16 protein-coding genes and 3 tRNA genes are annotated in these 13110 nt (G+C 52.6%); 4 read left to right on the forward strand and 15 right to left on the reverse strand.

Going from position 1 to position 13110, the window contains the following annotated elements; all coding sequences use genetic code 11:
- Nucleotides 1-117: 117 nt before the first annotated feature.
- The 8 genes from JTA15_RS20490 to JTA15_RS20525 all read right to left on the reverse strand — a co-directional run bounded on the left by JTA15_RS20490 (nt 118) and on the right by JTA15_RS20525 (nt 5070).
- The gene (locus tag JTA15_RS20490; protein WP_020885299.1) at nt 118-600 is read right to left on the reverse strand and encodes a DUF2501 domain-containing protein; all 483 of its coding nucleotides are present in this window, start codon (nt 598-600) and stop codon (nt 118-120) included.
- 85 nt (nt 601-685) lie between these two features.
- Nucleotides 686-1423: a DNA replication protein DnaC gene (gene dnaC, locus JTA15_RS20495; protein ID WP_014168503.1), complete on the reverse strand. Its 738-nt coding sequence runs from the start codon at nt 1421-1423 to the stop codon at nt 686-688.
- Nucleotides 1420-1965, reverse strand: coding sequence for a primosomal protein DnaT (gene dnaT / locus JTA15_RS20500; protein ID WP_025205613.1), 546 nt, complete (start codon nt 1963-1965; stop codon nt 1420-1422). Before dnaT ends, dnaC begins: the two co-directional genes overlap by 4 nt.
- 148 nt (nt 1966-2113) lie before the next feature.
- Nucleotides 2114-2542, reverse strand: a complete 429-nt coding sequence (locus tag JTA15_RS20505) for an organic hydroperoxide resistance protein (RefSeq protein WP_006174091.1) — start codon at nt 2540-2542, stop codon at nt 2114-2116.
- A gap of 84 nt (nt 2543-2626) precedes the next feature.
- Nucleotides 2627-3079, reverse strand: a complete 453-nt coding sequence (locus JTA15_RS20510; protein ID WP_040018568.1) for a MarR family winged helix-turn-helix transcriptional regulator — start codon at nt 3077-3079, stop codon at nt 2627-2629.
- A 41-nt stretch (nt 3080-3120) separates the two neighbouring features.
- Nucleotides 3121-3762 (reverse strand): TetR family transcriptional regulator, encoded by a 642-nt coding sequence (locus tag JTA15_RS20515; protein ID WP_020885296.1) that lies wholly within the window; start codon nt 3760-3762, stop codon nt 3121-3123.
- 67 nt (nt 3763-3829) lie between these two features.
- The gene (locus JTA15_RS20520) at nt 3830-4303 is read right to left on the reverse strand and encodes a threonine/serine exporter (RefSeq protein WP_020885295.1); all 474 of its coding nucleotides are present in this window, start codon (nt 4301-4303) and stop codon (nt 3830-3832) included.
- The gene (locus JTA15_RS20525) at nt 4294-5070 is read right to left on the reverse strand and encodes a threonine/serine exporter ThrE family protein (RefSeq protein WP_014168508.1); all 777 of its coding nucleotides are present in this window, start codon (nt 5068-5070) and stop codon (nt 4294-4296) included. Before JTA15_RS20525 ends, JTA15_RS20520 begins: the two co-directional genes overlap by 10 nt.
- 411 nt (nt 5071-5481) lie before the next feature.
- On the opposite strand from JTA15_RS20525, the gene JTA15_RS20530 reads away from it, so the two are divergent.
- Nucleotides 5482-6219: a response regulator transcription factor gene (locus JTA15_RS20530; protein WP_219372666.1), complete on the forward strand. Its 738-nt coding sequence runs from the start codon at nt 5482-5484 to the stop codon at nt 6217-6219.
- A complete protein-coding gene (gene bglJ / locus JTA15_RS20535; RefSeq protein WP_219373273.1) occupies nt 6216-6851 on the forward strand; it encodes a DNA-binding transcriptional activator BglJ in 636 nt (211 codons plus the stop codon). The genes JTA15_RS20530 and bglJ overlap by 4 nt, the downstream gene beginning before the upstream one ends.
- Before the next feature lie 38 nt (nt 6852-6889).
- On the opposite strand, the gene JTA15_RS20540 is transcribed toward bglJ, so the two are convergent.
- Nucleotides 6890-7348 carry a YbaK/EbsC family protein gene (locus JTA15_RS20540; protein WP_014168511.1) on the reverse strand — a complete coding sequence of 153 codons (459 nt, stop codon included), beginning with the start codon at nt 7346-7348 and terminating at the stop codon, nt 6890-6892.
- Nucleotides 7349-7676: 328 nt separating this feature from the next.
- On the opposite strand from JTA15_RS20540, the gene JTA15_RS20545 reads away from it, so the two are divergent.
- The gene (locus JTA15_RS20545) at nt 7677-9023 is read left to right on the forward strand and encodes a PTS cellobiose transporter subunit IIC (RefSeq protein ID WP_014168512.1); all 1347 of its coding nucleotides are present in this window, start codon (nt 7677-7679) and stop codon (nt 9021-9023) included.
- Nucleotides 9024-9070: 47 nt separating this feature from the next.
- On the opposite strand, the gene fhuF is transcribed toward JTA15_RS20545, so the two are convergent.
- On the reverse strand, nt 9071-9859 hold the full coding sequence (gene fhuF, locus JTA15_RS20550) for a siderophore-iron reductase FhuF (protein WP_219372667.1): 789 nt from the start codon (nt 9857-9859) through the stop codon (nt 9071-9073).
- Nucleotides 9860-9953: 94 nt separating this feature from the next.
- Entirely contained in the window at nt 9954-11018 is a 1065-nt protein-coding gene (locus tag JTA15_RS20555; RefSeq protein WP_219372668.1) for a GGDEF domain-containing protein, read from the reverse strand.
- Between the two features lie 215 nt (nt 11019-11233).
- Here JTA15_RS20555 and JTA15_RS20560 point away from each other — a divergent pair, with 215 nt between their 5' ends.
- Nucleotides 11234-11503 carry a DUF1435 domain-containing protein gene (locus tag JTA15_RS20560; RefSeq protein ID WP_062777987.1) on the forward strand — a complete coding sequence of 90 codons (270 nt, stop codon included), beginning with the start codon at nt 11234-11236 and terminating at the stop codon, nt 11501-11503.
- Between the two features lie 40 nt (nt 11504-11543).
- Here JTA15_RS20560 and JTA15_RS20565 read toward each other — a convergent pair.
- The 4 genes from JTA15_RS20565 to rsmC all read right to left on the reverse strand — a co-directional run bounded on the left by JTA15_RS20565 (nt 11544) and on the right by rsmC (nt 13066).
- A tRNA-Leu gene (locus JTA15_RS20565) sits at nt 11544-11630 on the reverse strand.
- 32 nt (nt 11631-11662) lie between these two features.
- Nucleotides 11663-11749, reverse strand: a tRNA-Leu gene (locus tag JTA15_RS20570).
- Nucleotides 11750-11777: 28 nt separating this feature from the next.
- Nucleotides 11778-11864 (reverse strand) — tRNA-Leu (locus JTA15_RS20575).
- Between the two features lie 173 nt (nt 11865-12037).
- Nucleotides 12038-13066 (reverse strand): 16S rRNA (guanine(1207)-N(2))-methyltransferase RsmC, encoded by a 1029-nt coding sequence (gene rsmC, locus JTA15_RS20580; RefSeq protein ID WP_014168516.1) that lies wholly within the window; start codon nt 13064-13066, stop codon nt 12038-12040.
- Nucleotides 13067-13110 lie beyond the last annotated feature (44 nt).

The raw sequence follows: 13110 nt of genomic DNA on the forward strand, positions 1-13110 counted from the left end.
GGTCGCATCCTGACATATGGACGCTCAGACGGTGGCAGGCAGGAAAAAGACGGCTTTAACGCCGCGTTAAAAGAGTAACGTCTTAAACGCGGCGTGTAATGGCAATACAGGCGGGGATCAGGAGATGAAATTAACGCCTTGTTTCAGCACCAGATCGCAGGCTTTGGTTTTCACCTGTTTCGCCAGCGAGGAGTTGCCGATGGTGCTCAGGTTGAGCTGTTGACCGTTTTGCGCATTCAGCAGGCCCTGAATACCATCCATATAGTTGGTGTCCTGTTTCTGCTCCTGTGTATCCAGACCGAGTTTGCCCAGCACCTGATTTTTCACGTTTTGCGCGTCGGTCACGGAGGCCAGTTTTTGCTTCGCGCAATATTCCAGAATCCCCGCGGCATTGTTCATTGTGCCTGCGCTCAGGCTCTGGGTGCTGTTACCCAGCAGGCCGGTAAGGGAAGAGGCTGACAGCCCGCCCTGGGTGCTGCTGCTCTCTTTGGTCAGTTCGCTCGCTGCGCTGGACAGCGAATCCTGCCAGGATGCGGCCTGTGCCGCGCCGGTAACCAGCAGGGCGCCTAATACGGTGCTGAAAAGAAACTGTTTTTTCATAATGGCTTACTCAAAAAAGGTCCGTTTTGGGGCGAAAGTGGAGTCAGTATATACCTCCGGGCCACCGGTCTTTCCTGGAAATATCTTAATACTCTTTACCGGTGACACGGCTGCGGTAACTTTCCCAGTCGAAGATGACATACAGACTGTTCCCGAGCTTCATGCGATCCATGACGCGTTCGCCCAGCAAGCGGGTCATTTCGTCGATGTTGTGGTTAGTCAGCATGCCGGTGGGGCGTTTGGAGGAAGAGCGGCGATCGACAATCTGGTTAATGATCACTTTTTCATAGCGGGATTCGGTCTGGACGCCAATCTCATCAATAACCAGTAAATCGACATTACTCAGGTCGTTAAGCAGTTGCTCTTCGCTGGTTTCGCGGTTGCTGAAGGTGTCTTTCATGGCGGACATGATATCGGCCACGGTGATGATCAGCACCGATTTCCCGCGCAGCAGCAGCTCGTTACAGATAGCGGCCGCCAGGTGGTTTTTCCCCGTACCAGGCTTGCCGCTAAAGATGAAGCTGGCGATATTGCCGTCGAATTCATCCACGTACTGACGCGCGGCAGCGAGTGCATTCATCTGCCCGTTGGTCTCAATTTTATAGTTATCAAATGAGCAGTTCTGGTGCAGGGGGCGAATACCGGAACGGTTAAAGGTGCGCTGCATTTTCATCGCCCGGTTTTCGCGGGCCAGCGCGGCGGCGCGGATCTTACCCTGCTCCTTTTGCCACGCCAGGAGTTCTTCACCCGTCGTGAAGGCGGGCTTCACGTTGGCTGGCATCATCTTTTGCAGACGTTTCATCAGGTCGCCGACGTTCTTCATTTCGCACCTCGGAATCCATTGGGGATCTGTTTATCCGGTTCGGAAAACGCGTTGATATCACGTTTTGGCTGGCCGTTATTGCTGGCGCGATTAATTTGCAGATGACGCGCGAGCTTCTGTTGCCACTGAATATGAGTGAATACTTTGCCTTCCGCCTGCCACCACGCGGTAAACGCGGCCAGCTCTTCGGGGGTAGCCGGTTGCGTTAACGCTATGCCCCACAATGCCGCCTGCCGTTGAAAATCCGCATCAGGTTGCCAGCCCGCATACAGGGCAAATTTTCCCATGGGAACGGCCATGGGGACGTTAACCGGCTCGTCAAAGAACTGGTTATCGAGGGTTACGTCGCTCGCCGGGCGGGACAACTGCGCTTCAATCTCCAGAAGCTGTGCCAGACGTTCCGGTGTGATGGCATAAAACGCCGGAGCGTTGTCAGCAAATACCGCAACCGTGCCGCCTTCGGCGTGGGTCAGCACACCGCGGGGATCGCGCATAAAGGCATCAATACCAGCAATGCTGGTGGTCAGAATTCTGGAGGACATAACGCTTACTCTACTGATAACTACGGGCGTGATATGGGCTTATGGTAGCACAGAGAGCGGGAAGGGAAGGAGGGGTTTTCCCCGGCGGCGCGATGCCTGCCGGGGCGTCAACGGCTGGCCTGATAAGCGTAACGCCATCAGGCAGTTATCAGGCGATAATGTTCAGCGTTACGTCGATGTTACCGCGGGTCGCGTTAGAGTACGGACACACAATGTGTGCTGCATCGACCAGTTTTTTGGCTTCTGCAGGATCCATACCTTCAACGTGGATGTTCAGTTTTGCTTCGATACCAAAACCGGTTGGCAGCGGCCCAATCCCCACTTCGCCTTCAATAAAGGCCTCTTTCGGCAGGGTAAATTTGTCGCGAGCGGCTACAAACTTCATGGCACCCAGGAAGCAGGCAGAGTAGCCGGCAGCAAACAGCTGCTCAGGGTTGGTGACGTCACCGCCCATGCCGCCCATCTCTTTTGGCACGCCGAGTTTAACGTCCAGTACGCCGTCGGAAGAGGTCGCACGGCCATCACGGCCTCCGGTTGCTTTTGCTTTGGCAGTGTAGACAACTTTTTCTAAAGACATGGCAGATTCCTCATCTTACATTAATGTGCGCTATTAAATAGCGTGCGATATATATGGGTAAATAAATACGTGTAAAGTATAGCCTTACGCGCGTTGGATCTGTTGTCGCAAACGTTCCAGCTGCTGCTTAAGTGACAACATGGTCTCAGTATCACACTGGGCGGCGCATCCCACTGCATGGGGGATCCCGGAAGCCTGCTTCTCGAGATGACGTCCCGCATCGCTCAGGGTGACGGCGACCTGACGCTCGTCTTTACGTGAGCGGTGGCGGTTTATCAGCCCCGCGCTTTCCAGACGCTTCAACAGCGGCGTCAGCGTGGCAGAGTCAAGGAACAACCGTTCACCGATGTCCGACACCGTAATGTCATCCTGCTCCCACAGCACCAGCATCACCAGGTATTGCGGGTAAGTCAGGTTCAGCGGTGCCAGCAGTTGCCGGTACAGCTTGTTCAGCGCCAGATTTGCTGAATAGAGAGCAAAGCAGAGCTGGTTATCCAGCAGGAGCGCAGCGGTCGTGTCGTTCGTTTTCGCGTTCATGAGATGAATATAGATAGTGTGCGATTTAATTGCAAGCTATTTTATGGGCAGGTATAGCGGAGCGCCACCTGAACGGCCATTTTGCGGTAGTGCTGGCGCTGTGCCTGTTCGTCCGCACCTTCTTCAAACAGCAGGGTGAAGGTGTAGCTGTTGGCAACGTAGTGGAAGCTGAAACTGCTGATCAAACGATGCAGATCGCGGGCTTCAACCGTCTGATTGAACAACTGCTTTTCTTTCCCGCGACGGAGGATCGCTTCCAGCAGATCAAGCGCGCTGCGGTTGACCTGGCGGAGGTAGCTGGACTGCTGCATAAAACGGCCACGCTGCATGTTTTCCATGCAGATAATGCGGATGTAATCCGGGTGGTCGGCATGGTAGTCAAAGGTGGCTTCAACCAGATGAACCAGTGCTTCGACAGGGGGCATTCCCGCCAGGCTGAGCGCCTGTTCACTGGCGCGGATCTGGGTGTAAACATACTCCAGCACGAGAAGATACAGGTTCTCTTTGTTTTTGAAGTGGTAAACAACCATGCGTTTGGTGGTGCCGGCTTTCTCCGCAATTTGTTCCATGCGGGCACCGTTCAACCCGTATTCGGCAAACAGCGTGATAGCGCTCTGAAAGATTTTCTCTTTCAGGCTGGATTCTTCATTGTGCTCGGGGAGTTCGCTGCCTGGGTTAGCCACATCCTTTCCTTATCGTCACCAAACGGATGGGAGTGATTATCCTCACGGCAGCGTAATAACACAAATCTCAAACCCGTGGACGTTTGCGGTACAGCCACAGTCCGGGGATCGACAGTCCGATAGAGAGCGCACCGACAATGGACGAAGCCTTAAGAAAGTTGCTCAGAAGGAGGATCATTTGCGGTTCGGTGTAGCCGAAATGGCTGATTTTTACCGCGGAAATCATGGCCGTATAGGCAGATATGCCGGGGAACATCGGGATAACGGCGGCGACGGTGAACACCTTGGGATGCGCCAGATACCAGCGCGACCACTGAATTCCGATGCTACCGACCAGCATTGAGGCCATAAATGTTGACCATTCAATGTTGAATCCCGCCGTCATCATCACCATTCGCGAGCCATGACCAATAGCACCCAATAGCGCGCACCACGGTAACGCGCGTTGCGGAACGTTAAAGACCATCGCAAAACCGACGGCAGGGATCGCGGCCAGCAGCATATCCTGCGCCAGCGCCAGCAGAAAATCGATCACGCCCATCCGCGTAACCCCCAGAGTGTCATGGCCATTACCACACCAATGCAGGTTGCAAGCGTCAGCAGGCTGGCAATCGCCCAGCGTGCCAGACCGGTATTGATGTGCCCCTTAAACATATCGGCTACGGCGTTAATCAACGGGAAGCCGGGCACCAGCAGAAGCACGCTGGCCGCCATGGCAATCGTCGGCGTGTTGGCAAACTGCGGCAGACGAAGCAGCAGGCCAGAAACCGTGGTGGCGACAAAAGCGGTAATGCAGAAATTAATTTGCGGGTGGAGTTGGCGGTGCGTCAGGAGCTGGCGCACGTACATAGCGATGCTGCTGGCGAAAAAGGTGATGACCGCGCCGTCCCAGCCGCCTTTGTTGAGCTTACAAAAACAGGCGCAGGACAGCCCGACCATTAACACCACCAGCCAGCGGGGATAACGTAAGGGCTTAATCTGGTTGAACCGTTTTTCAATGTCGTGCAGGTCGAGAAGCTTATGCTCAGCAAGAATGACAATATGCTGGACCTCGGTTACAACGTGCATATTGATGCCGCGGTCGTGGTTTTTGCGGGTGGAGGTCAGGCACTGACCGTCTTTTATGGTGGTCAACACGATAGCATTGGATGAAATGGCGCTCTCAACGCTGTCCATACCCAGCGCCAGCCCCAACCGGGTGGAGAGTTCCTCGACCAGCGCGCTTTCCGCCCCGTGCTGGAGCAGAAAAAGACCGCACTGAATACAGAGCCGCGTGATGGCACGCTGCGTTGATCGATCTGCCTGCATGTCATGTCCTGAAGAGAAGGTGAATAGCTTGCCTGATGGCCCGTCATGCTTACTTTTAGCACAAACTGCAGTGCCTCTAGCTGTGGGTCAGATCAAGCTTTATGCAAACAGTTGCGGGCTGTCTGGCGGCGGGATGCGGTTTTGGGTCATAAATATGATGAATTATTAATTGGGAAATATAAGATATTTATATTTAGTTTTACTAAGTTTATATTTTAATTATTTTAAGGCCTTTATAATTAAATTTATCTGTGCTTTGTGAGATATTACCGCTGTTTTAGGCATTTCTTAAATGAAGCACACATCTCATCTTCTGCTTGTATTAATCAGTTTTACACTCAGGGACGAATACACTTATACCTTGATGCGTTTTAACGTTACTCATCATATGAAAATGGACACGGAGGGTCTATGTCGTCATTGAATGGTAAACATGGCGTCGTCATTAGCAGAATACCCGTAATGCAAAACGGGTTGGGGGGCGTGATGACACGCCATTTTGCCGATTTTGATTTAACGTTTTGCCGTTCGCTGCAGGAATTAACCCTACTGCAGTTACGGCGTGCAGACGTCATTATCGCTGATATTTCAGGTGAATACAGGAATCCCCGGAGCACGCTCGAAGAATATTACGGTTTATTAAATCAATATCGGGATATTCACTGGATTTTTTTAGTCTCCCGGCCGCTTTACCCTATTGCCGTTGAGCTGCTTATGCGTCCGGAAAGCACGTTGCTTTCTGATATGGAGCCGATAGAAGGCGTAATTAACGCCATCCGTGCAGGCAGTGAACGGGCAGAGCGGATAAGCCAGACGTTATTAACGCCCGAGCCTGCCTGTAACGATGATGAAGACGACCGCGTCATTGCGCTCACCCACTCTGAACGCAAGGTATTGCGTCTGTTAGGCAAGGGCTGGGGGATTAACCAAATTGCCACTTTGCTCAAGAAGAGCAATAAAACGATCAGTGCACAGAAAAACAGTGCGATGCGACGGTTGTCATTACGGAGTAATGCCGATCTGTACGCCTGGATCAACAGTACTCAGGGATTGAGAGAGCTGAGTTTAATGTCAGCCTATGGAGAGTTCGAGGAATGGATAAAACCGGTTCAACAAGACATATTGCCGTCATCGAAAATTGCGCGATGAGTGCCGTCGGGCTGGAGCACCTGTTTGTACTGCCCACGCTCAGCCATTATCAACTGCACATGTTCAGTGAATTTGACAGCTTTAAGAAGGCGCTTCCTCATGTCTCTTTTTTCTCGCTGATCTATTCACTTTCTGATGCGCGAGAAGAGCGTCGAAACTGCCTGGCATCCCTGCGGGATCTCGCGTTTACGCATAATCATATTCAGCGCATCATCCTGGCGGCAGATGAAATGGAAGCGCGGTTAATCAGCCATCTTTCCCCTTCACGCCTTCACGGTGTCGTCAGTAAATCGGTGTCGCTCGACCGCCTGCAGGAGGAGTTGCTGGTGTTGCTGAGTGAAACGCTGCACATCAATGACAATATGCTCAACCACTGGTACAAGAGTCAAAACAGGATGTTAAGCCCAACGGAGCGGGCGATTTTGCGGTATATGTCCTGCGGGTTTTCTATTCCTGAAATCGCCGCGCAGCTTGAGCGCAATATTAAGACCATCCGGGCGCACAAGTTTAATGCGATGGTGAAGCTTGGGGTCAATTCTGACGTGGGGCTGCTTGATGCGGCAGATATTCTGACTCATCTCCCGGCCCGGGATCCGCGAACATCAGTATTAAGCCAGCCGACATTTTTATAAGCTGATATCTGTGCGCCAGACAGGCTCTGGCGCCTCATTCAGATGCACACATCCACCCATTTTGCGGACGTCAGTTCTGCCATTCTGTCGGGTGAAATACGCACGGCACTGTGAATTGCACCCGCGGCCGGCAGCACTTCAGCATACTGTTTCAGTGAAATATCGCAATAAACCGCGAGCGGATTTTCCAGCCCAAACGGGCACACGCCGCCAACAGGATGACCCGTGATGGTGACCACTTCATCACAACTGAGCATGCGTGCTTTTGCGCCAAACGTGTCTTTCAGTTTTTTATTATCCAGACGCGCATCACCTTTCGCGACCACCAGAATGACGTCATTTTTAACCTTCAACGACAGCGTTTTGGCGATTTGTCCCGGCTCAACACGATGGGCGGCAGCAGCCAACGCAACGGTTGCGGTACTCTGGCTAAGTTCAATAACCTCTATATCCGGAGCGTTGTCGGCAAAAAACTGCTGTACAGACTGCAAACTCATTGTTTCCTCCTGACAAATATCCCGCGTAATCTGTCATAAGAATTTATGCTCTGTAAATATCTCTTCAGTAACAAATATCCCACACGGCCGATTTCTGGATCGCCTTCACATTCACGGAAACCGGTTACAGTAACCGGTTGCAGACCGTGAGTGAGAGATTAATACTGACTGTGTAACGTCCCCTGTATCCAATAATAAGAGCTAAATATGAAACCATTCCGTCTGAGCAGTACCGCTGGTAAACGCGCCGGCAAGGTTGTGAAGGTGATGTATGGACCAACGTATGGCGTGCATGCGCCCGTCATAAACGTCTGAAAGGAGATCTGCTATGTCTGCCAACCATGCTGCATTTAATCTGATATTTCGTTTTGTAGAAAATTACGTCAGCCCGATTGCCGGGCGGATCTCCTCCCAGCGTCATGTTATGGCTATTCGTGATGGCTTTATCTCCGCGATGCCGTTCATGATTGTGGGTTCATTTTTACTCGTCTTCGCGTATCCACCGTTTTCTCCTGATACCACCTGGGGTTTCGCGCGCGCCTGGCTGGACATGGCGAAGCAATTTGAAGGTCAGATCCTCACGCCGTTTGATATGACCATGGGCGTTATGTCCCTGTATATCTGCGCGGCCATTGCCTATAACCTTGGCAAACACTATGTCAAATCGCATCAGTTAGACCCGTTTATGTGCGCCATGCTGTCGCTGATGGCGTTTCTGCTGGTCGCGGCGCCGAAAACCAAAGGCACGCTTCCGGTCGACAGCCTCGGCGGGACAGGCATTTTTACCGCGATTCTGGTGGCTATCTACTGCGTTGAGATGATGCGTTTTCTGAAAGCGCATAACATCGGGATCCGTCTGCCGGACCAGGTTCCGCCGATGATCAAAAACTCCTTTGACCTGTTGATCCCGGTGCTGGTGGTGGTGTTGACGCTTTACCCGCTGAGTCTGGTGATTCAGTCTGAGTTTGGCATGCTGATCCCGCAGGCGATTATGTCTGTCTTCAAACCGCTGGTTTCCGCCGCAGACTCCCTGCCGGCAATCCTGCTGGCGGTGTTGATTGGGCATTTGCTGTGGTTCGCCGGGATCCACGGTGCCGCGATTGTCTCCGGGATGTTGCAGATGTTCTGGCTGACCAACCTGGGCGCTAACCAGACCGCGCTGGCCGCCAGCCAGCCGCTGCCGCATATTTTTATGGAAGCGTTCTGGACGTTCTTTATCGTCATCGGGGGGTCAGGTGCCACGATGGGGCTGGTGTTCTGCTACCTGCGCAGCCGCTCCGCTCATCTGCGTTCTATCGGCCGCCTGAGCGTGGTGCCAAGCCTCTTTAACATCAACGAACCCGTTATTTTCGGTACGCCGATTGTCATGAACCCGGTGTTCTTTATTCCGTTCCTGCTGGCACCCATGGTTAACGCCGTGCTGGCCTGGTCGGCGATGAAGTTCGATTTGATTGGCCGCGTGATCTCCGTTGTGCCGTGGACGGCACCTGCACCGGTAGGTGCCGCATGGGCGCTGGGCTGGGATTTCCGTGCAGCCATTCTGGTGGTGGTCCTGGCGTGCGTATCGGCCATCATCTACTTCCCGTTCTTTAAAGTGTACGAGAAGCAACTGCTGGAGCAGGAAGCAGAAGAAGCGCAACGTAATGCGGAAGAGGAAAATCAGCAGATAGCGTGAGAAACGGATGCCGGGTCAGCGTTAATGCGGCCCGGCAACACCTGACCTTACTTGAGCGTACAATCTCCACACTGCTGAACGTCCGGCAGGCGATAACGCTGGCAGCAGGTGCGGCGAACCAGAAGCCCGTCACGAAGGACCACGGTGCGGAATAACGGGTTATCGCGGCCATCGGAAAGCTGTTTTGCAAAGAAACAGGACTGGCGCAGGGCCTCGACCTTCTCATCACCGAGCAGAGGTTTCATTTCCGTCAAATACCAGTGGATTAAATACCCGGTATTGCTCCAGATAAGCTTCCCGTTGATTTCCCCCGTCTCTTCCAGCGCATCCACCACCGGGATCAGGGCGCGAGTTATGAGCTGCTCCATACGTTCCAGAGCAGAGAGGTGCTCCGCGTTCTGGTCTTCGTGGAGATCAATCCAGAAACAGGCCGCACGGCCGGTCTCGTGGAACTCGACATGAAAATATTCCGGGGAGAGTTCCAGCATGCCCTCTTGAGTGAGCAGCGCCAGCATGAGTGGGGGCACCATCAGCCCGATATACCACTGCGCCCAGAGGGAGAGCAGGGGTTTGTTTTCCCGCGTAAGGGTCGGTTGATTGCGATAGATATGGTCGGAATAGGTTGCCAGCAACGACTGCAGTGTCGACGGCTGTCGCCACTCTTCCAGCGTCATGGCGTGGTGCGGGTGCGCTTCATCCAGCCTGATAAAGTCCAGCAGGTGGGCGCGGGTTTTAGCGATCTTATCCCTGATGGCATCCGCAAGCGAAACATTCCCGGTGGGGAGGCGGGCTCTCCAGAGAAGTGGTTCAACGATTTGTGCGGTATGAGTAGCCATAGTATAGATACAAATCTAAATGATAATGATTGCCAATCCTAACTATTGCTCATACCGATGGCAAGACTTTTGTCCTCGTTATATGACGCCGCGCTTACGCGGTCTGAAGCTCTTCGCTCAGCAGGATGTTATTGCGCCCCATATGCTTTGCTTCGTAGAGGGCTTTGTCCGCTTTCTCCAGTGCACCTTCGGCGTCTTCATCCTCAAAAATGGCAATTCCAATGCTGATGGTGACGTTTGTCGCCACGCTTTCATTGAACATATGCGGGATTTTTAAATCGTAGACTTTCTGGCGGATCCGCTCTGCCGTCTGGCGGGCATGCTCGAGAGAAATATTGGTCAGCAGAACCATAAATTCTTCCCCGCCGAAGCGCGCCACAATATCACGTGAACGCACGGCATCACGGATGGCAGCAGAGACCCGGATCAGCGCCTGGTCGCCCATCATATGGCCGTAGTGGTCGTTGTAGGCTTTAAAGTGGTCGATATCCATCAGCAGGACAAAGTGCTCGCCGTTCTCCACTGCCGGAAGATCCTCCAGCCGGCTTTGCAGTCCGCGACGGTTATAAAGGCCGGTAAGCGGGTCCATCATGCTCAGATCGGTGAGGGTCTCACGCTCCTCCAGCAAACGGGAGAGCAGTTCCTGCGCGAAGCGATCGTTACGTCTTTGCAAAATGTTATGAATCGCAATTGCTACCACAGGAAGTGCGAAAGAATAGGTCATTCTCAGCCATATATCATGATTACTTAACCACAGGCAGACAATAAAGGTGGGGAAGGAGTGCAGCGTAAATGCTTTGATATTACTGGCGAAGGCCAGCGTACCAATAAACAGTACCGTTAATAACGCCATGATCAAATAGGTCGCCTGATCGTGGGTAATTAACGAAAATTTCGAGGCCACCTGCCACGCCCATAAAATACCGAAGATCGCTGAAACGGCAGGAATATTTACCTTGCGGGTTCTCTTTTTCCAGTGCCAGACGAGCAGCCCGGTGCTGATAACAAAAATAGAAATCAGGGGGACTGATAACAGGCGAATAGAATAGAGCGGGTTTGTTACCGAGAACACAGCTGAGGTCGCGTTCAGAAATAAAAATAAACGTAACGATAATTGATATTTACTGTGGACCAAAGACCGCCAGGATTGTGATGTCATAGTAGTGCGTTTTTATTAATATTTAATTAAAACAGGTAAATAGGTGTTGTTTCGCAATGAAAGATGCAAAAAACTCAAAGAGTAATTATCAGAAAATCTTTAGGTCTAGTTAACAGGTGAGCAATTTATCACCTTAGGCATTTCCTGTCATTACAGGAAAGGTAAAGGGGGAGAGTTTTTGATTAATCGTGCTGACAAATGATAATTGATATCATATGATATTGGTTATCATTATCAGTGTAAGAGGGCGAACCATGTTGAACAGGGCGCTGGGAAGTGGTTGGGGAGTGTTACTGCCGGGGGCGATTCTTGGCGGTCTGATGTTTGCCGATCTCTCCATTGATGTCTGGAAAGCGCTCATTGTGTCAGGACTGTTAGTGACGTCAGGGATGATCTGGCATAAACAGCTGCGCCACTTTGTGTTACTGCCGTCATGCGTAGCACTGGTCAGTGGAATTCTGGTGATACTGATGAGTTTGAAATAAGCGGAAAGCGAGAAGAACGTCAGAAAGGATGTAAGATAATTGGTGCGAGGGGGGGGACTTGAACCCCCACGTCCGTAAGGACACTAACACCTGAAGCTAGCGCGTCTACCAATTCCGCCACCTTCGCACAGTCATCTTACTTTTTTGATATCGCCTCGTTGGTGCGAGGGGGGGGACTTGAACCCCCACGTCCGTAAGAACACTAACACCTGAAGCTAGCGCGTCTACCAATTCCGCCACCTTCGCCCAGTGCGAGCAATATCAACGTGATTTATGGTGCGAGGGGGGGGACTTGAACCCCCACGTCCGTAAGGACACTAACACCTGAAGCTAGCGCGTCTACCAATTCCGCCACCTTCGCATACCATCGACACTGTAAAAGTATCGTAACCACGGAGGCGCATTCTAGATGTTTTCAGCTTTACGTCAACAGAAAAATGCGCACGCTGTTTTGATTGCTGCAAAAATGGCCGATGGTAGCGCCAGGTTTTGCCGGATAGCGGTTACGCGTATCCGGCCTGCCAGATAAGGGGATTACTTCTTAGCTTGACGCGTCATCACGGTGCGGTAAACCTTAAAGCGACCCGTCTGGGCGATGACTTCATGGAAGCCAAAGGTTTCATCCAGCACTTTCGGGTACGGTAAGAAGGCGTTAGCCACGATACGCAGTTCACCCCCGCTGTTCAGATGACGTACTGCACCACGGATCAGCGTTTGCGCCGCTTCAAGGCTGGTTTCCATGCCATCGTGGAACGGCGGGTTGGAGATGATCATGTCGAAACGGCCATTCACATCAGAGAAGACGTTGCTGGCAAACACGTCGCCTTCCAGGCCGTTTGCAGCAAGCGTTGCGCGGCTTGCTTCAACCGCCGGGGCGCTCACATCGCACAGGGTTAAGCGCACTTTTGGCGAATGGCTCGCCAGTACGGTCGCCAGTACACCCGCGCCACAGCCGACATCCAGCACTTTGCCTTTCGTATGTGGCGTCAGGGTGGAGAGCAGCAGCTGGCTGCCCACGTCCAGACCGTCGCGGCTGAAGACGCCAGGCAGAGTTTTAATGGTCAGACCGTCAAGCTGATACTCATCCCAGAATTTCTCAGCATCAAAGGTCGCCTGTTTTTCCAGACGGCCGTGATACAGGCCACAGCGACGGGCGCTGTCGATTTTATTCAGCTGCGCATAGCCTTCCAGCATCTGTTCTGCGCTACGAACGCCGCTGCGGTTCTCACCGACCACGAAAATATCGCAGCCAACGGGCAGCAGAGAAAGCAGGTTCATCAGCTGGAACTGGGCTTCTGGCTTGTTCTTCGGCCAGTAGTAGATGAGCGTGTCGCAGTCGGCGATGTCGCTCTGTTCAGCGACCAGGCTAAAGCGCGCGCGGTCGTCCATCTGGCGGCTCAGTACCTGCCAGTGGTGGTAGTATTGGGTGTGGGCACGGCTTTCAGCACAGTCGAAACGTGCGGGCAGGTCATCCTGCATATCTCCGGCAAACAGAATACGGCTTTCTTCGAAATCATCACTGTGACGCAGCAAGACTTCACTTGCCGGGGTAAATGCAGACATGAATTGTTCCTCAATTAACTCAGGCGGGGATTATAGTAGGTAGA

Source organism: Enterobacter sp. BIDMC 29, from assembly GCF_019378755.1.
In the GTDB taxonomy this organism is placed as follows: Bacteria; Pseudomonadota; Gammaproteobacteria; order Enterobacterales; family Enterobacteriaceae; genus Enterobacter; species Enterobacter ludwigii.

What these genes read in the sequence shown, in the direction of transcription:
- JTA15_RS20490 (WP_020885299.1), bottom strand. Translation starts at nt 600, where the DNA reads ATGAAAAAACAGTTTCTTTTCAGCACCGTATTAGGCGCCCTGCTGGTT.
- dnaC (WP_014168503.1), bottom strand. Translation starts at nt 1,423, where the DNA reads ATGAAGAACGTCGGCGACCTGATGAAACGTCTGCAAAAGATGATGCCA.
- dnaT (WP_025205613.1), bottom strand. Translation starts at nt 1,965, where the DNA reads ATGTCCTCCAGAATTCTGACCACCAGCATTGCTGGTATTGATGCCTTT.
- JTA15_RS20505 (WP_006174091.1), bottom strand. Translation starts at nt 2,542, where the DNA reads ATGTCTTTAGAAAAAGTTGTCTACACTGCCAAAGCAAAAGCAACCGGA.
- JTA15_RS20510 (WP_040018568.1), bottom strand. Translation starts at nt 3,079, where the DNA reads ATGAACGCGAAAACGAACGACACGACCGCTGCGCTCCTGCTGGATAAC.
- JTA15_RS20520 (WP_020885295.1), bottom strand. Translation starts at nt 4,303, where the DNA reads ATGGGCGTGATCGATTTTCTGCTGGCGCTGGCGCAGGATATGCTGCTG.
- JTA15_RS20525 (WP_014168508.1), bottom strand. Translation starts at nt 5,070, where the DNA reads ATGCAGGCAGATCGATCAACGCAGCGTGCCATCACGCGGCTCTGTATT.
- JTA15_RS20530 (WP_219372666.1), top strand. Translation starts at nt 5,482, where the DNA reads ATGTCGTCATTGAATGGTAAACATGGCGTCGTCATTAGCAGAATACCC.
- bglJ (WP_219373273.1), top strand. Translation starts at nt 6,216, where the DNA reads ATGAGTGCCGTCGGGCTGGAGCACCTGTTTGTACTGCCCACGCTCAGC.
- JTA15_RS20540 (WP_014168511.1), bottom strand. Translation starts at nt 7,348, where the DNA reads ATGAGTTTGCAGTCTGTACAGCAGTTTTTTGCCGACAACGCTCCGGAT.
- JTA15_RS20545 (WP_014168512.1), top strand. Translation starts at nt 7,677, where the DNA reads ATGTCTGCCAACCATGCTGCATTTAATCTGATATTTCGTTTTGTAGAA.
- fhuF (WP_219372667.1), bottom strand. Translation starts at nt 9,859, where the DNA reads ATGGCTACTCATACCGCACAAATCGTTGAACCACTTCTCTGGAGAGCC.
- JTA15_RS20555 (WP_219372668.1), bottom strand. Translation starts at nt 11,018, where the DNA reads ATGACATCACAATCCTGGCGGTCTTTGGTCCACAGTAAATATCAATTA.
- JTA15_RS20560 (WP_062777987.1), top strand. Translation starts at nt 11,234, where the DNA reads ATGATATTGGTTATCATTATCAGTGTAAGAGGGCGAACCATGTTGAAC.
- rsmC (WP_014168516.1), bottom strand. Translation starts at nt 13,066, where the DNA reads ATGTCTGCATTTACCCCGGCAAGTGAAGTCTTGCTGCGTCACAGTGAT.